Below are 22,680 nucleotides of genomic sequence, written 5' to 3'. Positions count from 1 at the left end.
CGCCGCCGCTGCAACCGGGCGTGCCGCATGAAGCGCCAGGCCCGCGCCGCATGGCGCCTGGCGCGTGTGCTGGCGCATCTGGTGACCGGCCTGGCCACCGTGGCGCTGCGGTTTCCCCGCATGCCGGAGGGCGAGCAACACGCGCGCGTGCAGGCGTGGTCGCGCCAGATGCTGGTGCACGCCGGCATCACCCTCGACGTGCGCGGCACGCCCGCACCCCAGGGCCCGGTGCTGCTGGTGGCCAACCACCTGTCCTGGCTCGACATCACCGTCATGCATGCCGCGCGTCACTGCCGGTTCATCTCCAAGTCGGACATCAAGGGCTGGCCGCTGGTGGGCACGCTCGCCACGGCGGCGGGCACGCTCTATCTGGAACGCAGCTCGCGCCGCGACGCGCTGCGCATGGTCCGGCTGATGCAGGAAGCGCTGGCGCGCCATGAAGTGCTGGCCGTGTTCCCTGAAGGCACCACGGCCGATGGCACCGAATTGCTGCCGTTCCACGCCAACCTGCTGCAGGCCGCCGTGGCCGCCGATGCGCCAGTGCAACCCGTGGGCCTGCGATTCGTGGAACGCGCCACCGGCGCACCGACCACCGCGCCCAACTATGTGGGCGACGACACCCTGGTCGGCTCGCTGTGGCGCACCTTGACCGCAGACGCCGTGGTGGCGGTGGTGCATTACGGCCCCCTGCAGCAAGCGCAGGGCCGCGACCGCCGCGCCTGGGCCGACGATCTGCGCCACGCCGTGGACGGACTGCGCCGTAGCTGACGAAGCCCGGCCCCCGGCGGCCCGCCTGGCGGTGCCGCCGGTATCGTTGCCTTCGGCCCTGTGTCAATGCGCGCGGGCGGGCTCTTCCAATGGCAGGAGCCGGTTGGCGACCTGCGTGGATTTCACGATGGACGTGCTGGTCGTGGCATACGGTGCCAGCTTGCCCAGGCAATGGTCCAGCTCTTCGATCTCGCGCAGATAAAGCCGGCAGAAAAAGGCGTCGTCGCCGGTGACCTTGTCGCATTGCACGACCGCGTCGATGCCGCGAATCACTTGCTCGACCCGGGACATCTCCCCGGGCAGTGGTCGAACCCGCACGATGGCCGCAATCGGGAACCCGATGGCCTTGGGTGACACCTGGATCGAGAATTTTTCGATCACCCCCTGGTCGATCAATCGTTTGATCCGTTCAGCGCAACTGGGCTGAGAAAGGCCGACCCGCTCGCTGAGCGCTTTCACGGTGGTCTTGGCGTCCTGGTGCAAAGCGCTCAGCAGATTGCGATCAATGTTGTCCATATTCTTTAAATTAGGTAACGGTGAAAAATATCTAATTTATTAAGGATGATTGGCATTTGAATCTCATTTTTTGCATTCCTTCAATTCGTACCTCCTTATTAGAATGGGTGCCCTTTCAAGCAGAGGGCAATATAAGCGAATTGAAGAAAAATTCGGAAAGGGAATCCTCCTGCTTTATGCGGATGCGGCATGGCTATTTGCTCGCGAGGAATACTGCAAGAGGTCCTGGTGTCTCGGCTCAATGCCACTCAGAGCGTGACATGAAAATTCAGCCAACCAGCGTTCGACTGAACGCTGTTCTTAATACATCCACACATGATTCAAACCCAGCTCAAACAAAACGGCTTCTGCCAATTCGTCCCCGAAATCGAATGCGATCCCGGGGAGTTGAAAACGCTCCACCAGGAGTTCGATCGCCTGGAGCATGACCCCTACGCGCCCGCTCAGGTCAAGCGGTTTCGGCGGTATGGCAACGGAATCATTCTTCCGTGGGATGCGCAGGCGGATATTCACTGGATTCCTACGGTGCGGGACGACCAGGGTGCGCAGCTATCCGGCTACGACCAGGGAGGCAACAACCCGGAGCATCCCGATATCCGCTACTTTCATGCGTTGAGCGACCAGGCGAAGGCCACGGATTTCCTGTGCGACTTGGTGAAGAAGGATTTCTCGCACACCTTCTGGTCTGAAACCGACCGCCGGTCGCCCATCTATTTCGGCGTGCATTTCGTCAAACTCCGGTCAGGCTCCGAGTCGGACCTGGGCATCAGTTCGCCGGACTGCTTCCATCAGGATGGCGAACCGTTCACCTTCGCCCACCTGATACGCAGGACGAAAAGCACGGTGGGGGGCACCAATTACATCGGTACGGTGCAGGCGCGCGGCCTGGGGCTGCACGAGGTGCCCCAAGAGCAGGTGATCGCGGAATTCGAACTCTCGCAGTTTCTGGAGAGCTTCGTGGTTCACGATCCGCGCGTTTCACATTATGTGACACCCATTCGCAGAAAAGAAAACGAGGCGGAGGACGGAGAGCGCTGCGTTATACTTATCGACTTTTCCAGAATGAGGCAGAGCATATAAACCATGGGCGTTTTTTATTCGTTGCTCCCCATTGTGCTGGCACTGGCGGGCGGATTCATTGCGGGAAAGATAATCCCGCACCGATTCGGTTCCGGCTTGATCCGCTTGATATTGCCCCTCGTCTGGCTGCTGCTTTTCCTGATTGGCGTGGAGTTCGGCGAGGTCATTCTTTCCGCGCAGTCGGTCGGCCAAGTGGTCAAAACCGCCGTGGTCTTCGCCTTGCTGACGACCTTGGTGCCTTGCGGCCTGATCTTTGCCGCCGGCATTCGCAGCGGTGGAGCCACTGAAACCCAAGCCGGCCCATTGGGTTTCCGCACGATCTGGCCGCCTTTGAAGGAGTGCTGCATTGCCCTGTCCATGGTGGCGCTTGGCAGTGCGCTCTTTTTCGTCAACCAGGCCTACTTGGCCGGTGCCCTCTGGCTGCCATCGAGCTCGGCCATCCTGCTGGCATTGATCGTGTTGGTGGGCATCGATCTGGCGTACGTCAAGCTCAGCTCCAACTGGTTTTCATGGGCCGTGCTGTCCGTACCGGTGCTGGTGGTGATCGGCTCGTTCGTGGGCGCGGTGGCTGCCTCGTGGGCCACGGGCGAGACGATGAAAATCTCGTTGGCGCTGTCCAGTGGCTTTGGCTGGTTCACGTTGTCGAGCGTCATGGTCGGGCACCACCTCGGGCAGACCTACGGGACCATGGCGCTGATGACCGACTTGTTCAGGGAGCTGATAGCCATCGTCGCGCTTTACGCCATCGGCCGGCACCAGCCCGCGATCGGAATCGGCAGCGCGGGGGCGACGGCGCTCGATTCCACGCTACCGATCGTCAAGCAGGCCTGCCATCCGGATGCGGTCCCGTTGGCCCTGGTAAGCGGTTTCATCCTCACCATCCTGGCCCCCGTCTTCATTGCCTTCTTCCTGTCGTAGCAGGCCCGGGGGGGGGGGCTGCTGGTCTGGCATCGCTGCGCTTTCGGCTGACGGGTTCAGGCCCGTGGAAACGCCACCACATGGTCCACCTGCGGTCGAATGCCGATCCACTCGCCCACCGCGTGGTCGTGGTGGCTCGGCACATGGGCCATCACCGTCAGGCCGTCCCGCAATTGCAGCGTGTACAAAAACTCCGAGCCCCTGAACGACTTGCGAACGATGCGCGCCTGCACCGGCGAGGCGTCGTCGTGCACCACATCGTCGGCCCGCAGCAGCACGTCGCATTCCCCTGCGGGGTAGCTGGACGGCAGGGGGCACTCGGCCACATCGGTCAGGTCACCGAGGGGCGTGCGGGCCACCACGTTGTCCCCGCGTTGCTCCAGCGTGGCCGGCGCGAACACCCCGTGGCCGATGAAGTCGGCCACGAACCGCGTGGCCGGGCGGTGGTAGAGCGCATAGGCATCGTCCCACTGATGCAACTGGCCGCTTTCCATCACGCCGATGCGGTCGCCGATGGCAAAGGCTTCCAGCTGGTCGTGCGTGACGAACAGCGCCGTGGCGCCCGCCGCTTTCAGTATGCCCCGCACCTCGTGCGCCAGGCGCTCGCGCAGGTCCACATCCAGGTTGGAAAACGGCTCGTCCAGCAGCATCAGCTGGGGCCGTGGCGCCAGCGCGCGGGCCAGCGCCACGCGCTGCTGCTGCCCGCCGGACAACTCGTGCGGAAAGCGTGCGGCGCTGCCTTCCAGGCCCACGAGCCGCAGCACCTCGTCCACGCGCGCCGCCTGTTCGGCGCGCGGCAGGCGGTGGATGCCGAAGGCCACGTTGCGCCCCACGGAAAGGTGCGGGAAGAGGGCGTAGTCCTGGAACACCATGCCGATGCGCCGCTGCTCCGGCGGCACGTTGCGGCCTGAAGCGCTGCTTACCACGGCGCCGCTCAGCCGGATCTCGCCGGCCGTCACGGGCTCCAGCCCGGCCACGGCGCGCAGCAACGTGGTCTTGCCACAGCCGGACGGGCCGATGAGCACGCCGATCTCGCCCGCTGCGAGGCCCAGGGTGACGCCGCGCACGGCGGCTTGCGCGCGGCCGGCATAGCGCACTTCCAGTTGGGAGACTTCAAGGAACATGGCCGCGATTCTAGAAGGCGCCAATGCGTAGAATTCGCATTTGCATCCGTGTGGCCCTGCCGGCCTGCCGTCCAGCGCCCGATCAAGGCCGTCTTCGACCGAGATGCCTCGTCCGATTCTCCCGACCCTTCCCTTCAGGGCCCGCCCTTGCCACGCCTTCTTTCTGCCCTGCGATCCGTCCCCCTGCTGCTGCTGGCCGCCGCGCTGACCTTGCCGGTACTGGCCGTGCTCGCGTCGTGGCTGCCGGGCAGCGCCGGTGGCGCCGAGGCCGGTGCCATCCTCCGCGAAATGGCCGCCACCGTGCTGCCCGGCTACTTCGCCACCACGGTGTGGCTGGGCCTGGCCGTGGCCATCGGCGCGGCGGTCGTGGGCACGGCGACGGCTGCCGCGGTCACGCTGTTCGACTTTCGCGGCCGCCGCACGCTGGAATGGCTGCTGCTGCTGCCCCTGGCCATGCCGGCCTACGTGACCGCCTATGCCTACACCGACTTTCTGCAGTTCAGCGGCCCGCTGCAGGTGTGGCTGCGCGAAACCTATGGCCTGCAAGGCCGGCTGCTGCCCGAGGTGCGCAGCCTGGGCGGCGCGGTGTGGGTGTTCATCTTCTCGCTCTACCCCTACGTGTACCTGCTGGCCCGCACGGCGCTGGGCGAGCGCGCCGCCCATCTCATGGAGGCCGCCCGCCTGCTGGGGGCACCGCTGGCGCGGCGCGTGCGCACGGTCGCGCTGCCGCTGGCGCGCCCCGCGGTCGCGGCCGGCGTGGCGCTGGTCCTCATGGAAACGCTGGCCGACTTCGGCGTGGTGAGCTACTTCGGCATCCAGACCTTCACCACCGGCATCTACAAGGCATGGCTGTCGATGGACAACCGCCTGGCCGCGGCGCAGTTGGCCACCATCCTGCTCGTGCTCGTCATGCTGCTGCTGCAACTGGAGCAGCGTGCGCAGCGGCGCATGCGCTTTGCTGCGGGCGGGGCGGGCCGCGCGGGCTCCGCCGAGGCCCAGCCGCAGCGGCTGCAGGGGCTGCGCTGCGCCGCCGCCTGGGCGGTGTGCGTGCTGCCGGTGGTCTTCGGCTTCGTGGCCCCGGTGGTTTTCATGCTGCGGCCCCTGGCGGCCGACTGGTCGGTGCTGCCCTGGTCGCGTTTTCTGGAATGGGCCGGCAACAGCGTGCGCCTGGGCAGCATCACCGCCGTGCTGGCCGTGGCCATCGCCCTGGTGCTGGCCTTCGCCGTGCGGCGGCGGGCCGGCGCGCTCACCCGCGGCGTGGCGCAACTGGCCAGCCTGGGGTATGCCGTGCCCGGCGCCGTGATCGTCGTGGGCCTGCTGCTGCCCGTCGGCTGGCTGCAGGCCGCCGCGCCCCAGTGGGGCCTGCCGTCGATCATCACCGCCACGGCGGTCGGCATCGTGTGGGCCTACCTCGTGCGGTTTTGCGCCGTGGCCCTGCAGTCCATGCAAAGCGGCTACGCGCGCATTCCCGCCAGCCTGGACGACTCTGCCCGCATGCTGGGCGCCGGCGGCGCCGGCCTGCTGGCCCGCGTGCACTGGCCCCTGCTCAAGCGCTCCACGGCTGCCGCGGCGCTGCTGGTGTTCGTGGACGTGATGAAGGAACTGCCCGCCACCATGGTGCTGCGGCCCTTCAACAGCGACACCCTGGCCGTGGTCGCCTACCAGCTGGCGCGCGACGAGCGGCTGGGCGAAGCCGCATTGCCGTCGCTGGCTCTGGTGGCGGTGGGGTTGGTGCCGGTGGTTTTGCTGAGCAGGACGTTGCGCAGTCGCGGGTGAGTGCGGACTGAGGGGGCTTGGTGGTATGTGTTCTTTCTAGAGAGATGCCTCTTTTGGGATGAATCCTGGGCGCCTTTATGTGATGTGACTCGATTGGGAACCTCTCAAAACCCATCCACTCTCTTTCTGACCCGACAAGCCTGACCCGCCCCTTGCCATGATCACACCCCGCAGCGCGCTGAAGTTCGACCTGTTCGCCGAGGCCTCGCGCCAGCACAAGAGAGATGAGGTGGGCGATCCGCTGCAGGTGATCGCGCGGCACATCGACTTTGCAGAACTGGCGCGGCTGGTGGATGCCTTGATCGAGCGCGGCGATGGCCGCAAGGGTGGTCGGCCCGCCTATCCCACCGAGGTGATGGTGCGCATCCTGGTCTTGAAGCGGCTGTACAACCTGTCCGATGAGCAGATGGAATACCAGTTGCTGGATCGGGCGAGCTACCAGCGGTTTTGCCTGCTGCAGGATGCGATGAACGTGCCGGACCGCAACACCATCTGGCGCTTCGGCGAGCGCCTGGGTGTGGAGGGGGCCACGGTGCTGTTCCAGGGGGTGGATATGCAGTTGCACCGCCACGGCTACATCGCCCGGGGCGGGCAGGCCATTGATGCGACGCTGGTGCCCGCGCCCCGCCAGCGCCTGGACAGGCCGGAACGCGAGGCACTGGCCGAGGGCAGAACGCCTGAGTGGAGCGATGTGCGGCGCAGGCAAAAGGATGTGGATGCCACGCACACGAAGAAGCACGGCAAGAGTTACTTCGGCTACAAGCTCAGCGTGAGCGTGGACCTCAAGCACGGCTTCATCCGCCGCATCGCTACGGGCACGGCCAGCGAGCACGACGGGCACCACTTCGAGGAGGTGCTGGACCTGCACAACACCGGGCGGGCCGTGCATGCGGACAAAGCCTACCCGAGCCGCCAAAGGCGCCAGATGCTGAAAGTGCTGGGCTTTGTGGACGCGATGCAGCGCAGGGCGCGGACGGGCCAGCCCTTGAGCGAGTGCCAGAAGCGGCGCAACCAGCGCATTGCGAGCCAGCGGGCCAAGGTCGAACACGTGTTCGCCGGCATCCGCCACCTGGGGGGCAAGTTCGTGCGCACGATCGGGCAGGCGCGCGCCACGGTGGGGATGACGATGATGGCCGCCTGCTACAACATGAAGCGCCTGGCGTCCTTCCTGGAGCGAGGCGTGGATGCGTTCTTCAAACCGGCTACCACCAAGGCACAGGTGCGCCTGCAAACGGCGAAAGCCTGAGTTGAAGGGGCCGCAGCGCCTCAAGTGAAAGGCTCCAGGCCACTGCGCAGGCGTTATTGCGCATTCAAGGCGCTGAAATCTGCGCGGCTGGGCTGGGGGCGCCTACCAGCGCGAGTTGTGAGAGGTTCCCGATTGATTGCTCGCTGTCATCGTTTCTTTGAACGCTATTGGTAAACGCCAACGTTGGCAAAGGCGCAACGAAGAGCTTCCATCAAATCGCTCGCCGGTCTGCTGAATTCTTAACCCGCGCTCGCACGGGACGCAACCCAAAGAAGGCAACAGCACTGCCGAGGCGCTTAAGTTGCAACCGAAGCGCCCGCGCGTGGCGCGACCTGGTCTTTCCCAGCACGGCCCAGCCGGCCGCCTTGTTTCAACCCACGCCTGCACGGGGCGCGACTCCCAGGTCGATCCAAGCGCTGTCACCATCCCCTTGTTTCAACCCACGCGCCCGCACGGGGCGCGACGGCAGCGTGTCAGTTGGTTGCGGGATTTCGGAAACGTTTCAACCTACGCGCCGGCAGGCCAGCGCCTGGCCGCCAAAAACAGCGGCAAACTCCCCGGCCCCTCGCCCCACGGCGTGCAGATGGTCCGGCAGTGGCTGCCAATCGCTCTGGTCGGCGCTGTCCGTGGAGTGCGCGTAAAAGCGCGGCGTGCCAGTGCGCTGTTCTTCGTCGTTCAATGGTTTTTCCTCCCTTTGGGTCGGTGGCCGCAGTCCTTTATGGATGAGCTGTCGGCGGGGGCATTGTGGCGGCTGGGCGTGGCGTGCCGCCTGCGGGGTTTCCCTTTGGCGCGCCTTTTGTTACGTCCAGTGACTGAACTGTGCCGCAACCTGGCCTGCATCGCCAGCCCTCCGGTGCCCCTAACAGGCTGAAGAAATACTCCCCAGATTCCAAGCCAGTCCTGGCCTGCGGTCGTCGGCGGGCTCGCTGGCTTTCACATCCCGGGATCCGAGCGGCCAATCAGGCGTTCTTGCGCATGTTGGGGCCACCTTTGCACCCGTTTTCCCTCAATGCACTGCCTGCGCACGCACCTGTCCCCATTGCCCCAGCGTGCGCATGCGCACCAGGTTGTAGCCCGCCATCGTCAGCACGAACATCTGGTCCACGCGCTTGATTCCTCGCACCATCACCTGCCTCATGCCGCCCACGGTCTTGGCCCAGCCAAAGCCTTGCTCGATGAGCTTTCTCTTTTGTTGCGATACCGCGTAGCCTTCGCTTTGCGCAATGGCTTCGGGCACGGCCGAGTTTCTGCCTGACTTGTTCTGGGCCACGTGGGGCGTGACGTTCATGGCCTGGCACGCTTCAATGAATTCGCATGCGTCATAGCCTTTGTCTGCCCCCAGCGTGATGGTTCGCATGGGATCGGCCTGCGCCTGCCTGGCGTCGTTGATCATGGCCTTGGCTGCTTCCCGTTCTGCGTAGCCATCGGCCAGCGTGACTACCGCATTGGCCACCAGCCCGTGGCGGTTGTCGCTCAGGGTGTGCCCCATGTAGCGCAGTTCGCTGGCGGTATTGCCTTTGCGGTACAGCCGGGCATCGGCATCGGTTGTGGATTCGTGGGTGTCGTTGCTGCGCCGCTGGCCCTTGAAGTTGCCGCCATCGCTGTTGGCTTTGGCATCTGCACCATGGCCATCATCTGTGTTGTCACTATTGCCATCACGACCATCACCGCTCGCGTCATCGTCGCCTTTGCGCGCGAAGCTCTTGTGGCCCGCCCAGGCCTGGATGAGCGTGCCGTCCACACTGAAGTGCTCGCCCGAGAGCCAGTGCTTCTTGTCGGCGATCTTGAGCACTTCGTTGAAGAACTCGATCACGGCGTCGTGCTCGATCAGGCGCTCACGATTCTTGGTGAACACGCTGGGTACCCAGACCTCGTCGTCCATGGACAGGCCTATGAACCAGCGAAACAAGAGGTTGTACTGCACCTGCTCCATCAACTGGCGCTCCGAGCGCACGCTGTACAGCACTTGCAGCAGCATGGCGCGCAGCAGCTTCTCGGGGGCGATGCTGGGGCGCCCGCCTTTGATGTCTGCTTCGTACATGCGCGAGAACAGGGCATCCATCTTGGCCAAGGCTGCGTTGACCATCTTGCGGATGGGACGCAGGGGATGCGAGGCTGGGACAAAGTCGTCGAGCTTGCGAACGGAAAACAGGCTCTCGGTGAAGGTGTCGGCGCCGCGCATGGGGTCAGGCAATGGAGATGGGAGGGACTGGTGAGCTTACCGGGGTTGGGTTGCCGGGCTGGCTGAGCGGGGGTATTTCTTCAGCCTGCTAAGCCACACCTAAGTCTCGTTGCCCAAACTGCCCCCATGCAACGACCCAACGAAAGGACTGCCATGAACTCCGTTCTCTCGACCCCCCGCCGCCTGACCCTGGCCCTGCTGACCGCCGGTGCCATCGGCGCCACCGGCGCGGGCCTGGTGACCAACATGCATTCCAGCCGCGCCGCCATGCCGCCCGCTGCGATGCAGCCAGCGGCCATGCCCTACACGGGCGGCGTGACGGCGCCGGACTTCGCGCAGATCACCGCGCGCAACGGCCCGGCGGTGGTGAACATCAGCGTGAGCGGCACCACCAAGACGTCCATGACCGATTCGGACGACGACGATGACGAGACCGCGGCGCACCCGCGCAGCGGCGCGCAGGGCATCGACCCGAACGATCCGATGTTCGAATTCTTCCGCCGGTTCGGCATGGTGCCGCCCGGCCTGCAGGCCCCCGGCCGCCAGCGCGAGGTGCCCACGCGGGGCGAGGGCTCGGGCTTCATCGTGAGCGCCGATGGCGTGATCCTCACCAACGCCCACGTGGTGAAGGGCGCCAACATGGTCACGGTAAAGCTGACCGACCGGCGCGAGTTCCGGGCCAAGGTGCTGGGCTCCGACCCCAAGACCGACATCGCGGTGCTCAAGATCGACGCGAAGGACCTGCCCGTGGTGCAGCTGGGCAGCACGCGCAACCTCGCGGTGGGCGAGTGGGTGCTGGCCATCGGTTCGCCCTTCGGCTTCGAAAACAGCGTGACGGCCGGCGTGGTGAGCGCCAAGGGGCGCTCGCTGCCGGACGACAGCTACGTGCCCTTCATCCAGACCGACGTGGCGGTGAACCCCGGCAACTCGGGCGGCCCGCTGTTCAATGCGCGCGGCGAGGTGGTGGGCATCAATTCGCAGATCTACAGCCGCTCGGGCGGCTACCAGGGCGTGTCGTTCTCCATCCCGATCGAGGTGGCGGCCAAGGTCAAGGACCAGATCGTGGCGACGGGCAAGGCCAGCCATGCGCGCCTGGGCGTGTCGGTGCAGGAGGTGAACCAGGCCTTTGCCGATTCGTTCCAGCTCGACAAGCCCGAAGGGGCGCTGGTGGCCGGCGTGGAAGAGGGCGGCCCGGCCGACAAGGCGGGCCTGAAATCGGGCGACGTGATCCGCAGCGTGAACGGTCAGCGCATCGTGGCTTCGGGCGATCTGCCGGCCATCGTGGGCCAGGCGGCGCCCGGCACGCAGGCGCGCCTGGAGGTGTGGCGCCATGGCAAGCCCGAGGAGTTCACCGCCACGCTGGGCGATGCGAGCGAGAAGGCCACCAAGATCGCCAGTTCGGAAAAGTCCGCCGGCAAGGGCCGCCTGGGCCTGGCGCTGCGGCCTTTGCAGCCGCAGGAACGCCGCGATGCCGGCGTGGACGGCGGCCTGCTGGTGGAGGATGCCCGTGGCCCCGCCGCCCTGGCCGGCGTGCAGCCCGGCGACGTGCTGCTGGCGATCAACGGCACGCCGGCCCGGGGCGTGGAGCAGGTGCGCGAGGCGATGGCCAAGGCGGGCAAATCGGTGGCCCTGCTGATCCAGCGCGACGGCGACAAGATCTTCGTGCCGGTGCCGCTGGGCTGACCGCGTCCTACGCGGCGGCATTGGGCTGGGCCGCTATGCTTGGCGGCCATGGATGATGACGCCGCCGCCTGCCTGTCCGCAACCCCGACGCCACCGCGCCGCCGCCGCTGCGATTGCCGCAGCCGCCGCCGGCGCGGTGGCGTTTGAGACCTGAAAAGAAGAGGAGGGCCGTCCCATGCGCCTGCTGCTCGTGGAAGACGACACCATGATCGGGGAAGCCGTGCACGATCTGCTGCGCGCCGAGCACTACGCGGTGGACTGGGTGCGCGACGGCGAGATGGCCGACACCGCCCTGCGCACGCAGACCTACGACCTCGTGCTGCTGGACCTGGGCCTGCCCCGGCGCGACGGCCTGGCGGTGCTGCGCGACCTGCGCGCGCGCAAGGACCGCACCCCGGTGCTGGTGGCCACCGCGCGCGATGCGCTGGCCCAGCGCGTGGAGGGGCTGGATGCCGGCGCCGACGACTACGTGCTCAAGCCCTACGAACTGGACGAACTGCTGGCCCGCATCCGCGCCCTCACGCGGCGCGCGGCCGGGCGGGCCGAGCCGGCTTACGAGCACAAGGGCGTGCGGATTTTGCCGGCCACGCGCGAAGTGACGGTGAACGGCGCGCCCGTGGTGCTGTCGGCGCGCGAATGGGCCGTGCTGGAGCCGCTGCTGGCGCGCCCGGGCATGGTGCTGTCGCGCACCCAGCTCGAAGAAAAGCTCTATGGCTGGAAGGACGAGATCAGCAGCAACGCCGTGGAGGTGTATGTGCACGGCCTGCGCAAGAAGCTGGGCGCCGACCTGGTGCTGAACGTGCGCGGCGTGGGCTACATGGTGCCCAAGGCATGAAGCCCGCGGTCCAAGACCTGCCGCAGTCTCCCCGCGTGGCGGCGCCGGCGCATTCGCTGCGCGCGCGGCTGCTGTGGTTCCTGCTGGCGGCGATCGTGTGCACGGCGCTGCTGCAGATCGTGCTGTCGTACCGCTCGGCCCTGTCCGAGGCCGACGAGATCTTTGATTACCACATGGAGCAGATGGCGATGGCCCTGCGGCCCGGCCTGCCTGCCGTGCCGGCCGATGCGCCCGGGCCGCTGGTGCACGAGGACGAAAGCTACGAGTTCGTCGTGCAGGTGTGGTCGTCCGAAGGCTCGCGCGTGTTCGAATCCGCCGTGGGCGCTGCCCTGCCGCAGCGCGCGGTGCTGGGGTTTTCCAAGGTGAAGGCGCACGGCACCACCTACCGCGTGTTTTCGGTGCAGACGCGCGCGCAGGTCATTCAGGTGGCGCAGGACATGGCGGTGCGCAAAGCCATGGCGCGCGATCTGGCCCTGCGCACCGCGGGGCCCATCGCGTTCATGGCGCCCCTGCTGGCGCTGGCCGTGTGGTGGGTGGTGAGCGGCTCGCTCGCGCCGGTGGAGCGCGTGCGCCGCGAGGTGGCGCAGCGCCAGGCGGACGACCTCTCGCCCGTCAACGGCGATGCCCTGCCGGCCGAAGTGCAGCCGCTGGTGGACGAGCTGAACCTGCTGTTCGCGCGGGTGCAGCGCGCGTTCGAGGCGCAGCAGCACTTCGTGGCCGATGCGGCGCACGAGTTGCGCTCGCCCCTGGCCGCGCTCAAGCTGCAGGCGCAGGGGCTGCTGCGCGCGCCTGATGCCGAGGCCCGTGGCGTGGCCGTGGCCCGGCTGTCGGCCGGCATCGACCGGGCCACGCGGCTGGTCGAGCAGTTGCTGGCCCTGGCGCGGCAGGAATCCAGCGTGGCCGCCGGTGCGCCCGCGCAGCCCGTGGTGCTGGCCGATCTGGCGCTGCAGGCCGTGGCCGATGCGGCGCCCGCCGCCCAGCAGCGCGGCATCGACCTGGGCCTGGCCAGGGCCGATGCGGCGCCGGTGGCCGGCCATGCCGAGGCCCTGCGCATCCTGCTGCGCAACCTGGTGGACAACGCGGTCAAGTACACGCCCGACGGCGGGGTGGTCGATGTGCAGGTGATCGCCGGCACGAACGCCGACGTCCGTGCGGATGGTGCGGAGCCCGGAGCGCCCGCACGGGCCGGCACCGTCACGCTGGTGGTGGAAGACAGCGGCCCGGGCATCGGCGAGGGCGACCGCGAGCGCGTGCTGGGCCGGTTCTACCGCGCGCCGCAGGCCGCTGAAGGTGGGGCGCAGGTGTCGGGCAGCGGACTGGGGCTGGCCATCGTGCAGTCCATCGCGCGCATGCACCAGGCGCAGGTCGATCTGGACGGCTCGCCGCGCTTGAAAGGCCTGCGGGTGTCGGTGCGGTTCGGCACACCGGCAGAGATGCCTGTGGCAACCGCCATCGCACCGTTGCCGCCAGCGCCGGCCCCGCAGGCGCCATCGGCCGGGGACGGCGCTTGACCGGCTTTGCCGTGCTCTCGGGCCTGGGCCACGCGGTGTTCGTGGCGGTGGGCCTGCTGATCTACGTGATGGGCACGCGCATCGGGCGCCAGCGGCGCCACCCCTCCGCCGCCGTGGCCTGGGTGGTGGCCATCGTGGCGTTTCCCTACGTGGCGGTGCCGCTGTTCGTGCTGTTCGGCGCCCGCAAGTTCGCGCGGCCCCTGCGCCGCCCGCGCAAGGCGCAGCAGGAGACCGCCGCGGCCGCCGCGCAGCCCGCCGGCCCGCCCTGGGCCGCGCGGCTGCTGGCCAGCATGGAGCTGGAGCCGGCGGTGCGCAACGCGCGCGTCGTGCTGCACGCCGACGGCACCCAGGCCCTGCGCGCGCTGCTGGCCACCATCGCCTCGGCCGGGCACCGGCTGGACGTGTGCACCTTCGTCTTCGGCGACGACCCGGTGGGCCGGCAGGTCGCGCGGGCCCTGGGCGAATGCGCGCAGCGCGGCGTCGCCGTGCGGCTGCTGCTGGATGCGGTGGGCAGCCTGGCCACGCCCGGCGCCCTCGTGAAAACGCTGCAGGCGCAGGGCGTGCAGGTGCGCCGCTTCATGCCCATGCTGCACAACCCGATGCGCGGGCGCACCAACCTGCGCAACCACCGCAAGCTGGTGGTGGCCGATGGCGAGCGGCTGTGGAGCGGCGGGCGCAACCTGGCCTGCGAATACTTCCTGGACCAGCCCGGCCACCCGGCCTGGATCGACCTGAGCTACGAGGTGCACGGCCCCATCGCCCTGCAGGCCGCCGCGCAGTTCGAGGCCGACTGGAGCACCGCCAGCGGCCGCCTGGTGCGCGCCGCGCTGCCCCAGCCGCTGCCGCCCGGCCCGCCCGATGGCCCGTTGGCCCAGTGGGTGCCCAGCGGACCGGACCACGCCGACGACACCGTGCATGCCCTGCTGCTGGCCGGCGCCTACCACGCGCAGGAGCGCATCGTGGCCGTGACGCCGTACTTCGTGCCCGACGACGCGCTGCTGGAGGCCTGGTGCATGGCCTGCCGCCGCGGCGTGCGCGTGAGCCTGCTGGTGCCCTGGCGGTCCAACCACCGCCTGGCCGACTGGGCCCGCGAGCGCGCCCTGCGCGAACTGGCCCAGGCCGGCGCCGAGGTGTGGCTGGCACCGGGCATGGTGCACGCCAAGGCCGTGCTGATCGACGACGACCTGGCCCTGTCCGGCTCGCTCAACCTCGACGCGCGCAGCCTGTTCCTCAACTACGAGGCGATGACGGCGTTCTACGGCCCGGCCGAGGTGCAGTGGCTGTCGGACTGGTGCGCGCGCCAGATCGCCCTGGCGCGGCCCTATGTGCCCCGGCGCCCGTCCTGGCCGCGCGACATCGGCGAGGGCGTGGTGCGCGCGGTGGGCTTTCAGCTGTAGGAAGGCCGTTCGCCCGGCGTAATGCTCCAGTACCGCAGTGTTTTGCTATTGTTTTTATAGCTAAATGGGCAATAAGTACTAGGGCGTGAGGCGGTTTTTATATGGAAACCGTCCGGCGGGAGCGTTTGGGCGCGTGCGGGCGCCGGGGCGGGCCGGTCCTGCGCTCACGCCCGGCCCGCCTTGCGCCGCAGCCGCCGCCAGCCGATCACCATGCCCGTGGCGCTCAACGCCGCGCCCCCCAGGCCCAGCACCAGCATCACCGCGTCCCACAGCGGGCGCCGCTCCAGCAGCGGCACCCAGTCCCAGCTGTGCAGCATGGCGAAGAGCCAGCGGCTGGCGCGGCGGTGGCCGTCCAGGCGGCCCAGCACCGCGCCGGTGAGCGGGTCCACGTGCACCCAGGTGGCGTGTTCGTCGGCGAACACCGCGCGCAGCACCGGCAGGGGTTTGGCGGGCGCACCCGTCATGGTGTGGGGGGCGCGGGCGTAGTAGTACAGGTCGTAGTGCGCCAGCGTATCCACGCGCACCAGGGGCGCCGCCACCAGGCGGGCGATGGCCTCGCGCAGCGCGGCGGCATCGATGGCGGTGGGCGCGCCCGTGGCGGCATCGAGCACCTCGGGCGCGCCCTGGGCAGGCTGCGCCAGCACCAGCGTGCGGCCCGTGGCGCGCACCCAGCGCAGTTCGCGCGTGCCGCCGCCTGCCTGGGCGAGCAGCGCGGCCAGCGAGGCGGCGGGCGGTTGAGCGTCCTGCGGCGGGCCCACGGCCAGCGGCCCGCCCTGCAGCGCCGCCAGATTCAGCGGCGGCGCGCCGCTGTCGAACAGCTTCCACGGGTTCATCGACATGAAGCCGCTGAAGATCCATGCGATGGTCGCCGCCGAAAACACCAGTCCCAGCGCATGGTGCCAGCGCATCGCGCGCGTGGGGTAGGGCGTGCGTGCGCCGCTGCGGTAGCGCCCGCGAAAGCGCCAGCGCTGCAGGCCCACGACGGTGCCGGCCAGCGCCGCCAGCGTGCCGGCCACGGCGAGCGTGTTCACCGTGGCGCTCCAATAGGGCTGCAGCGCGTTGCCGCGCAGCGGGTAGAGCCAGTGGATCCACGTGCCCACGTAGCCCCACAGGCGCTCGGTGCGCGGCGCATCGCGCACCACCTCGCCCGTGGTGCCGGACACGTAGAGCACGGTGCCGTCCGCATCGTGCAGCCGCACGCGGTGCAGCGGCCGGTGCATGTCCAGCCCGCGCGAATGGGTGAACGCATCTTCCTGCAGCGTGCCTTGGTAGTCCGCGGCCACGCCGGGGCCGGCCCAGGCCGCGGCGCTGGCCAGCGCGCGTGGCGCATCCACCGCGCGCAGCACCTCGCCCGTCGCCGCGTCGATCACCGTGGCGGGCGAGCGGCGTGGCGCCCCTTCGGGCCGGACCAGGTACACCGCGCGCCCGCTGCTGGCCGCTGCCAGGCGCAGCTCGGCCAGCGGCACCAGCGCCAGGCCGGCGGAGGCCAGCGCGGCCGCGGGCTCCCGCAGGCCCGAGCCGCCGCCCAGCGGCGGCAGGTGGGCGGTGCGCTCGGCCTCGGTGAGCTGGGGGTAGCCCACGTACATCATCACGATGCCGGAGACGAACCACATCGCGAAGAAGGCGCACAGCAGCACCCCCAGCCAGCGGTGGGTGAGAAACAGCCAGCGCTTGGCGCGGGCGGGAGGGGTCCAGTCCATGGTGCGTCTCCTGTGCGCGGTCAGAACGCCACCTGCAGCGACACGTCCACCGTGCGTGGCGCACCCAGGTACACCTGCGCGCTGCGCGCTTCGGCCGCGTAGATGCGGTCGGTGGCATTGCGCAGGTGGCCCGAGAGCGTGGCCGTGGGCGAGAGCTTCCACGACAGCCCCAGGTCCAGCAGCGTGTACGAAGGCCAATACTGCGTGTTGGCCGCGTCCGCATCAATGCGCCCCACGCGCCGCGCCCCCGCCGTGGCCTGCAGCGCGGGCGTGACCGCGTAGCCCAGCCACAGGTTGGCCACGCTCTCGGGCGTGTTGATGGGCGTGCGGCCGGCCAGCGAGACGCCGCCCTGCACGAACTGCTCGTAGCGGGCGCGGGTGCGCATCGCGTTGGCCTGCAGCTGCCAGCGGTCGGTCAGTCGCAGGCCCACGGCCACCTCCGCGCCGCGCGAGGACTGCTCGCCCACCAGCACGGTGAACGCGGGGTTGTTCGGGTCCTGCGAGGCGATGTTGCGCCGCGTGATCTGGAACGCCGCCACCGTGGCCGTGCCCCGTCCGCCCCAGAAGTCGAACTTGGCGCCCGCTTCCAGCTGACGGCCCGTGGTGAGCGCGCTGTTGTTGGCCACATCGGCGAACGAGGCCGTGGACAGCGAGCCCGACGGCGGGTCGCTCGCCGTGGCGTACTGGGCGTACACGTTGGCGCCGGGGGCCACGTCCCACACCACGCCCAGGCGGCCGGTGGTGGGCGTGTAGCTGCGCTCGAACGTGGCGGGGCTGGTGGCGGTGACGGCGCGGCGGTTGGTCAAGTCCAGCGCGATGCGCTCCTGCCGCAGCGCCGTCACCAGGTTCACGCCGGGCATCAGGGCCGTGCGGTTCTCCACGAACACCGCGGTGGTCTGCACGCGGTTGTCGCGGTCGGCGCGAAAGCCGGGCGCCATGCCGGGAATGTCGAAGAACCGCTCGGTCGTGAAGCGGTACGGGTCCACCGTGCTCACCGTGCCGGCCAGGCTGTTGGGAAAGCGCGTCTGCCGGTTCACGCTCACGTCCAGGCCGAAGGCCCAGTCGCTCGGCCGGCCGGCCAGCGTGCCGTGCCAGGTGCCCTCGGTGCGGTTGCCCACCAGTTGCTGGTCGTGCCGCTGCAGGTAGGCGCTGCCGCGCGAGACCTGCGTGTTGGCCGCGTTGAACTGGTAGGTCTCCACGTTGCGGTAGTCGCGCAGCGCGTCGTAGGCATAGAGCGTGTTGCGCCACTGCAGGGCGTCTGACACGCGCCACTGCGCCACCGAGCGCAGCCACTGCACACGGTGGGCGTACATGCCATCGCTGCTGTTGTAGTTGGCAAAGCGCGTCCCCGGATCGATTCGCAGCGCGCCGACGGCGGGGTTGAGCACCGGCGTGCCCCAGTAGGGGCGGTCCACCGCGTCCTTCTGGTACTCGTACGCCAGCAGGTGCGTGAAGCCGCCGCCCAGGTCGGACAGCAGCGACGCGGCCAACTGCGTGGACCGGGTCTGCGTGCCCGTGGTCCAGCTGCCGGCATCGCGGTGGTTCACGTCGATGCGCGCGAAGTGGCTCGGCCCCGCGCCGCCGTCCTGCGGCCCCGCGATGCGGCGGTTGAGGCCCGCGGAGGCTTCCTTGAGCCCGTACGAGCCCGCGCGCAGCCGGCCTTCCGCGAAGTCGCCGCTGCGGTCGGGCGTCTTGGTGATGTAGTTGAGCGAGCCGCCCACCGCCCCCGCGCCGTACAGGAAGCTCGACGCGCCGCCGACGGCCTCCACGCGGTCGTAGATCCAGCTGTCCACCGCGCGCGTGGCGCTGCCGTACTGCACCGTGATGCCGTTGTACAGCTGCGTGACCGAGTTGTTGCTGAAGCCCCGGTAGCTGGCCGCCATCGATCCCGGCGCGTTGTGCGCGGTCACGCCGGGGATCGCCCGCAGGATCTCCTGCGTGTCCTGCGCGCCGCGGGCTTCGATGGTGGCGCGGTCCACCACGGTGACCGAGGCGGGCGTCTCGCGCGGCGTGAGGCCCAGGCGGCTGCCGGTTTCGGCGGGGGTGTCCAGGTTCAGCCGGCCCAGGGGCTCGGCCGGCGTGCCCGAGACGGTCACCGGCGCCAGCGTGGGCACGGACGACAGGGGCGCCTCCTGCGCGGGGGCGGTGGCCGACCCGAAGCCGGCCAGTGCTGCCAGCACCGCGTGGGCCAGCGGTGAGCGTGCCTTGCGCGGCGGCCGGGCCGGGATCGGCTGCGGCGGTCGCGGCGGTTGCGGTTGTGCTGGCGCAAGCGCGGGCAGGGCTGAGGAAAAAAAGGAAGTCGTGGTCATGGCATCGATCAGCACGCGGATCGCCCGCACCCGGCACGCTCCGCCCGCCGCGCGGTGGCGGCGGTACGGCAGTGCGCCCGGCAGGCGGATCAGCAAAGGAGAGGGGGAACGCGTTCGCGCGGGGCAGCAGCCACCCGCACACGGGCGGGTGGCTGCGCTACGGCGAACGCAGGGAGCCGGCGAGGCTCAGGCGTGCCGAAAGGCCGGGGGGCCGCGCGCGGGAAGGGGCGCGGCCGTGGCGGCAGCGATGCGCGCCGCCGCAATCGCCTGCATCGCATGCCCGAGCGGCAGCGGCTGCGGCAGGGTTTGCACCGCCACCACCGGGGGCGGCGCGCCGTGGGGAATGCACAGGGGGCAGTCCATGGCCGTCTGCCCCATCTCCACGGGCCCGTCGTCGGTCTGCACATAGACCTTGACCATGCCGGACGTGGAGCAGACCCACTCCATCGCCCGCGCATGCACCAGCGGCGAGGCCGTGGCCACGGCCATCGCCGCCACGAAGCCCATCAACACCCAACGGCGCAGCGCACGCAGGGCGTGCAGCAGGGCGATGGAAGTCGGTCGCTTCATTTTTGATAGCAATATGCCGGGAAGTTGATTGCGCTGGAGGCCTTTTTGGCCCAGATCCCGGTGCGCGGCGTGGTGCGCTGGATCGTGTGGGGCTGGGCGCCGGATTGTAGGCCGCGGCCCCGGCCGCGCGGCGGGCCGCCCTGGGTGGGCACTGCCAGGGCCGACAATCGGCCGGTGCATGCCCCTTGCGGCGCATCCGCTCGACTGTTCCACCCTTCGTCATCCATCCGTCCATGCCGCCGCATGGAGGCGTTTTCACATGAACCAGGCCGTCCGTCTCGTCGCGTTCCTCGAAGCCTTCAAGGGCCTGCTCGTCCTGGCCGCCGCCACGGGGCTGCTGTCGCTGGCGCACCGCGACATCTACGCCATCGCCGTGCGGCTCATCGAGCATGCGCACCTCAATCCCGCGGCCAGATACCCGCAGATTTTTCTGGACGCGGCCCGCAACGTGCAGGACTCCCGACTCGTGCTGCTGGCCCTGGGCGCCGCCGCGTATGCCGCGTTGCGGCTGGTGGAGGCGTACGGCCTTTTCAAGGAACGCCCCTGGGCCGAGGTGCTGGCGGCGGGCAGCGGGGCGATCTACCTGCCGTTCGAGTTCATCGGCTTCCTGCACCACAGCAATGCGCTGCATGCGGGCATTTTCGTGGTCAACGCGCTGGTGGTGGGGGTGATGGTGCGGGCGTTGCTGCAGCGGCGCGCTGCGCGGCCGGGCGGAGCGCCGCAGGGCCTGCACGGCCGCTGACGCCGGCGCCGGCCGATGGCATTGGGGGCGGCTACCATGGCCCTTTCCCTGGAGTTTCCATGCGCAAAGCAATGACCGTCCTCGCCGTCGTCGGCACCCTCGCCGCCCTCTACTTTGCGTACCGCTACGGCGTCTATTGAGCACGGTCTGAGGCGCGACCATCATCGCCCCACGGCCACCGGCGCCGGTGGAACGAACCCATTACAGAGACAACATGCCATGCCCATGAAACCCACCCGACTCGCCATTGCCGCCGCCATTTCCCTGGCGGCCCTCATGCCCCACGCGGGTGCCCAGGCCCCCGCCAAAAAGCACGACGATTTCTTCTGGCTCGGCGAGATCAACAAGGCCACTGCCGTCATCAACACCGACGAAGGCCTGCTCGACCCATCGCTGTCGCCCCTCATCTACAAAGGCATCACCCAGGTGCTGGCCAACGGCGACAAGCCGGGTGGCAAGCGCCCCTCATTGGTCATCACCTTCGAGCCGCTGCTGATCGAGGCCGCCGGCCCCCAGATCACGCTGCTGCACGCAGGCCGATCGAGCCAGGACATGCTGGCCACCGCGCGGTCCGCCATCCTGCGCGATGAAATGCTCCACCTGGCCGAGGCGCTCAACCAAACCACCGCCACCCTGATCGAACTCGCCGGCAAGCACCGGGCCACCGTGGTGCCCAACTACACCAACGGCGTGGCCGCCCAGCCCAACAGCTACGGCCACTATCTGCTGGGCATCGCCGCCGGGCTGGAGCGCGACGCCCAGCGCATCCGCGAAGCCTATGCCCGCATGGACCGCTCGCCCATGGGCACCACGGTGCTCAACGGCACCAGCTGGCCGCTGAACCGCCAGCGCATGGCGGACTACCTGGGCTTTTCCGCCACGGTGGACAACGCCTACGACGCCGCGCAGATCTCCGCCGTGGACCAGCCCGTGGAGGCCGGCGCCATCGTCATGGCCATCGCCCTGCATGCCGGCAGCTTCATCGAAGACGTGATGACCCAATACGCCCAGCCGCGCCCCTGGATCCTGCTGCAGGAAGGCGGCGGCAACACGTACGTCTCCAGTGCCATGCCGCAAAAGCGCAACCCCGGCCTGCTCAACAGCACCCGCCGCGACGCTTCCACGGCGCTCAACCTGGGCATGGGCCCCGCATTGCAGGCGCACAACATCCCTCCCGGCATGAGCGACCCCAAGGAGGTCCGCACCAACGCCGCGATGGTGCAGGCGGCGGCCGGCGTGCTGAACAACTGGACCCGCATCCTCAACAACCTGGTGATCGATCCCCAGCGGGCGCTGGAGGAACTCAACAGCGACTGGACCGCCTCGCAGGAGCTGGCCGACGTACTGATGCGCCAATACAAGCTGCCCTTCCGCGTCGGCCACCATTTCGCCTCGGAGGTCGTGGAATACGCGAAGGCCAAGGACATTCGACCCCTCGCGTTTCCGTATGCGCAGGCGCAACGCATCTACGCCGAGACGGTGAAGGGAACGGAGTTTGCACAGGTGCTACCCCTGTCCGAGGCCGAGTTCCGTTCCACGCTCGACCCCGTAGCGATCGTCAGGAACCGCCAGACCGCCGGCGGCCCGCAGCCTGCCGAAATGGATCGCATGCTGCGCCAGGCCTCCCAGCGCGCGGCCGAGCAGGACGGCTGGATCAAGGCCCGGCGCGCGCAGATCGCGGCATCGCTGGCGCGGCTGGATGCGGATTTCGAGAAGCTGGGCGCGGCCCGCTAGGGGGCTCGCCCTCTTCGCCGCGACCGCCCGCCGTGACGCGGTCGGTGCCGCGCGGCTTCGACGCATTTCGAAACAGCCGGGGACAAGGGCCGGGCTATGGTGCGATGGCCGCAGGTAGGTTGTGGCCATCGTTCAACCCATGAACCAGGAGGAGAAAACCATGGCACTCGTTCCATGCCCCGAATGCAACCGGCAGATTTCCGATCAGGCGACCGCTTGCCCCGGCTGCGGCCATCCGCAGGCGGCAGCCATCAGCAGGCGCTCTGCCTTTGAATCCGGCACCCACGAGGGCCGCCACGCCGGGACCGTGAAAGCCGGCATCGCCGGGATGACCGCCGCCAGCCTGGGTGGCTGGGCCGCGCGGGCGGTGGCCGTGGTGGTGATCGGCATCGTCGCGGTCGTGGCGATGCTGAACCGTTGAGGCGCGTTCCCCAGGCGCTGCCCGCATGCCTTCTCTTTCCGGCGAAATTCTGGCTCGCCGCCCTGTGTTCGAGGGCCTGACTGGCGCAAGCCCCTTTAAAACGCGACTTTCCGCAGATCCAGGGCCGGAGCGCTGGTAAGAAGGCAGTCAGAAACGCATGATCCGGGG

Annotated in this window: 19 protein-coding genes; 12 read left to right on the top strand and 7 right to left on the bottom strand. The window is 68.8% G+C overall.

Annotation, left to right across the window (positions count from 1 at the left end; all coding sequences use genetic code 11):
• Positions 1-27 precede the first annotated feature (27 nt).
• A complete protein-coding gene (locus M5C98_RS19555) occupies positions 28-768 on the top strand; it encodes a lysophospholipid acyltransferase family protein (protein ID WP_272549098.1) in 741 nt (246 codons plus the stop codon).
• Positions 769-831: 63 nt separating this feature from the next.
• On the opposite strand, the gene M5C98_RS19550 is transcribed toward M5C98_RS19555, so the two are convergent.
• Complete coding sequence (locus M5C98_RS19550; protein WP_272549097.1) at positions 832-1,284, bottom strand: Lrp/AsnC family transcriptional regulator; 453 nt, start codon at positions 1,282-1,284, stop codon at positions 832-834.
• A gap of 315 nt (positions 1,285-1,599) precedes the next feature.
• Here M5C98_RS19550 and M5C98_RS19545 point away from each other — a divergent pair, with 315 nt between their 5' ends.
• The gene (locus tag M5C98_RS19545; RefSeq protein WP_272549096.1) at positions 1,600-2,364 is read left to right on the top strand and encodes a 2OG-Fe dioxygenase family protein; all 765 of its coding nucleotides are present in this window, start codon (positions 1,600-1,602) and stop codon (positions 2,362-2,364) included.
• A 3-nt stretch (positions 2,365-2,367) separates the two neighbouring features.
• Entirely contained in the window at positions 2,368-3,282 is a 915-nt protein-coding gene (locus M5C98_RS19540) for a lysine exporter LysO family protein (protein ID WP_272549095.1), read from the top strand.
• Between the two features lie 56 nt (positions 3,283-3,338).
• On the opposite strand, the gene M5C98_RS19535 is transcribed toward M5C98_RS19540, so the two are convergent.
• Positions 3,339-4,406 (bottom strand): ABC transporter ATP-binding protein, encoded by a 1,068-nt coding sequence (locus M5C98_RS19535; protein WP_272549094.1) that lies wholly within the window; start codon positions 4,404-4,406, stop codon positions 3,339-3,341.
• Positions 4,407-4,553: 147 nt separating this feature from the next.
• Between M5C98_RS19535 and M5C98_RS19530 the strand changes: the two genes are divergently transcribed.
• Positions 4,554-6,182 (top strand): ABC transporter permease, encoded by a 1,629-nt coding sequence (locus M5C98_RS19530; protein WP_272549093.1) that lies wholly within the window; start codon positions 4,554-4,556, stop codon positions 6,180-6,182.
• Between the two features lie 160 nt (positions 6,183-6,342).
• A complete protein-coding gene (locus tag M5C98_RS19525) occupies positions 6,343-7,428 on the top strand; it encodes an IS5 family transposase (RefSeq protein WP_272553350.1) in 1,086 nt (361 codons plus the stop codon).
• A gap of 502 nt (positions 7,429-7,930) precedes the next feature.
• On the opposite strand, the gene M5C98_RS19520 is transcribed toward M5C98_RS19525, so the two are convergent.
• The gene (locus M5C98_RS19520) at positions 7,931-8,107 is read right to left on the bottom strand and encodes a hypothetical protein (protein ID WP_272549092.1); all 177 of its coding nucleotides are present in this window, start codon (positions 8,105-8,107) and stop codon (positions 7,931-7,933) included.
• 327 nt (positions 8,108-8,434) lie between these two features.
• Positions 8,435-9,610 carry an IS5 family transposase gene (locus M5C98_RS19515; protein ID WP_272548362.1) on the bottom strand — a complete coding sequence of 392 codons (1,176 nt, stop codon included), beginning with the start codon at positions 9,608-9,610 and terminating at the stop codon, positions 8,435-8,437.
• 153 nt (positions 9,611-9,763) lie between these two features.
• On the opposite strand from M5C98_RS19515, the gene M5C98_RS19510 reads away from it, so the two are divergent.
• The 4 genes from M5C98_RS19510 (at position 9,764) to M5C98_RS19495 (ending at position 15,036) form a co-directional block, all read left to right on the top strand.
• Positions 9,764-11,293 carry a DegQ family serine endoprotease gene (locus M5C98_RS19510; protein ID WP_272549091.1) on the top strand — a complete coding sequence of 510 codons (1,530 nt, stop codon included), beginning with the start codon at positions 9,764-9,766 and terminating at the stop codon, positions 11,291-11,293.
• 175 nt (positions 11,294-11,468) lie between these two features.
• A complete protein-coding gene (locus M5C98_RS19505; protein ID WP_272549090.1) occupies positions 11,469-12,128 on the top strand; it encodes a response regulator in 660 nt (219 codons plus the stop codon).
• Positions 12,125-13,639, top strand: a complete 1,515-nt coding sequence (locus M5C98_RS19500) for an ATP-binding protein (protein ID WP_272549089.1) — start codon at positions 12,125-12,127, stop codon at positions 13,637-13,639. Before M5C98_RS19505 ends, M5C98_RS19500 begins: the two co-directional genes overlap by 4 nt.
• Positions 13,636-15,036, top strand: a complete 1,401-nt coding sequence (locus tag M5C98_RS19495; protein ID WP_272549088.1) for a phospholipase D-like domain-containing protein — start codon at positions 13,636-13,638, stop codon at positions 15,034-15,036. Before M5C98_RS19500 ends, M5C98_RS19495 begins: the two co-directional genes overlap by 4 nt.
• Positions 15,037-15,200: 164 nt before the next feature.
• On the opposite strand, the gene M5C98_RS19490 is transcribed toward M5C98_RS19495, so the two are convergent.
• The 3 genes from M5C98_RS19490 to M5C98_RS19480 form a co-directional block, all read right to left on the bottom strand.
• Positions 15,201-16,736, bottom strand: coding sequence for a PepSY domain-containing protein (locus M5C98_RS19490; RefSeq protein WP_272549087.1), 1,536 nt, complete (start codon positions 16,734-16,736; stop codon positions 15,201-15,203).
• A 20-nt stretch (positions 16,737-16,756) separates the two neighbouring features.
• The gene (locus tag M5C98_RS19485) at positions 16,757-19,045 is read right to left on the bottom strand and encodes a TonB-dependent receptor (protein ID WP_442867297.1); all 2,289 of its coding nucleotides are present in this window, start codon (positions 19,043-19,045) and stop codon (positions 16,757-16,759) included.
• Between the two features lie 186 nt (positions 19,046-19,231).
• Positions 19,232-19,615 carry a DUF2946 family protein gene (locus M5C98_RS19480; RefSeq protein WP_272549085.1) on the bottom strand — a complete coding sequence of 128 codons (384 nt, stop codon included), beginning with the start codon at positions 19,613-19,615 and terminating at the stop codon, positions 19,232-19,234.
• A gap of 259 nt (positions 19,616-19,874) precedes the next feature.
• Here M5C98_RS19480 and M5C98_RS19475 point away from each other — a divergent pair, with 259 nt between their 5' ends.
• The 3 genes from M5C98_RS19475 to M5C98_RS19465 all read left to right on the top strand — a co-directional run bounded on the left by M5C98_RS19475 (position 19,875) and on the right by M5C98_RS19465 (position 22,512).
• The gene (locus M5C98_RS19475; protein ID WP_272549084.1) at positions 19,875-20,357 is read left to right on the top strand and encodes a DUF2127 domain-containing protein; all 483 of its coding nucleotides are present in this window, start codon (positions 19,875-19,877) and stop codon (positions 20,355-20,357) included.
• Positions 20,358-20,576: 219 nt separating this feature from the next.
• Positions 20,577-22,091, top strand: coding sequence for a lyase family protein (locus M5C98_RS19470; protein ID WP_272549083.1), 1,515 nt, complete (start codon positions 20,577-20,579; stop codon positions 22,089-22,091).
• Positions 22,092-22,251: 160 nt separating this feature from the next.
• The gene (locus M5C98_RS19465; protein WP_272549082.1) at positions 22,252-22,512 is read left to right on the top strand and encodes a hypothetical protein; all 261 of its coding nucleotides are present in this window, start codon (positions 22,252-22,254) and stop codon (positions 22,510-22,512) included.
• Positions 22,513-22,680 lie beyond the last annotated feature (168 nt).

Origin of the sequence: Acidovorax sp. NCPPB 3576, assembly GCF_028473605.1 — a bacterium.
GTDB lineage: Bacteria > Pseudomonadota > Gammaproteobacteria > Burkholderiales > Burkholderiaceae_C > Paracidovorax.
This window is presented reverse-complemented; position numbering and strand designations above follow the sequence as displayed.

Excerpts from the sequence above, each read along its gene's own strand:
- M5C98_RS19555 (WP_272549098.1), top strand. The coding sequence starts at position 28 with ATGAAGCGCCAGGCCCGCGCCGCATGGCGCCTGGCGCGTGTGCTGGCG.
- M5C98_RS19550 (WP_272549097.1), bottom strand. The coding sequence starts at position 1,284 with ATGGACAACATTGATCGCAATCTGCTGAGCGCTTTGCACCAGGACGCC.
- M5C98_RS19545 (WP_272549096.1), top strand. The coding sequence starts at position 1,600 with ATGATTCAAACCCAGCTCAAACAAAACGGCTTCTGCCAATTCGTCCCC.
- M5C98_RS19540 (WP_272549095.1), top strand. The coding sequence starts at position 2,368 with ATGGGCGTTTTTTATTCGTTGCTCCCCATTGTGCTGGCACTGGCGGGC.
- M5C98_RS19535 (WP_272549094.1), bottom strand. The coding sequence starts at position 4,406 with ATGTTCCTTGAAGTCTCCCAACTGGAAGTGCGCTATGCCGGCCGCGCG.
- M5C98_RS19515 (WP_272548362.1), bottom strand. The coding sequence starts at position 9,610 with ATGCGCGGCGCCGACACCTTCACCGAGAGCCTGTTTTCCGTTCGCAAG.
- M5C98_RS19510 (WP_272549091.1), top strand. The coding sequence starts at position 9,764 with ATGAACTCCGTTCTCTCGACCCCCCGCCGCCTGACCCTGGCCCTGCTG.
- M5C98_RS19505 (WP_272549090.1), top strand. The coding sequence starts at position 11,469 with ATGCGCCTGCTGCTCGTGGAAGACGACACCATGATCGGGGAAGCCGTG.
- M5C98_RS19500 (WP_272549089.1), top strand. The coding sequence starts at position 12,125 with ATGAAGCCCGCGGTCCAAGACCTGCCGCAGTCTCCCCGCGTGGCGGCG.
- M5C98_RS19490 (WP_272549087.1), bottom strand. The coding sequence starts at position 16,736 with ATGGACTGGACCCCTCCCGCCCGCGCCAAGCGCTGGCTGTTTCTCACC.
- M5C98_RS19485 (WP_442867297.1), bottom strand. The coding sequence starts at position 19,045 with ATGACCACGACTTCCTTTTTTTCCTCAGCCCTGCCCGCGCTTGCGCCA.
- M5C98_RS19480 (WP_272549085.1), bottom strand. The coding sequence starts at position 19,615 with ATGAAGCGACCGACTTCCATCGCCCTGCTGCACGCCCTGCGTGCGCTG.
- M5C98_RS19475 (WP_272549084.1), top strand. The coding sequence starts at position 19,875 with ATGAACCAGGCCGTCCGTCTCGTCGCGTTCCTCGAAGCCTTCAAGGGC.
- M5C98_RS19470 (WP_272549083.1), top strand. The coding sequence starts at position 20,577 with ATGCCCATGAAACCCACCCGACTCGCCATTGCCGCCGCCATTTCCCTG.
- M5C98_RS19465 (WP_272549082.1), top strand. The coding sequence starts at position 22,252 with ATGGCACTCGTTCCATGCCCCGAATGCAACCGGCAGATTTCCGATCAG.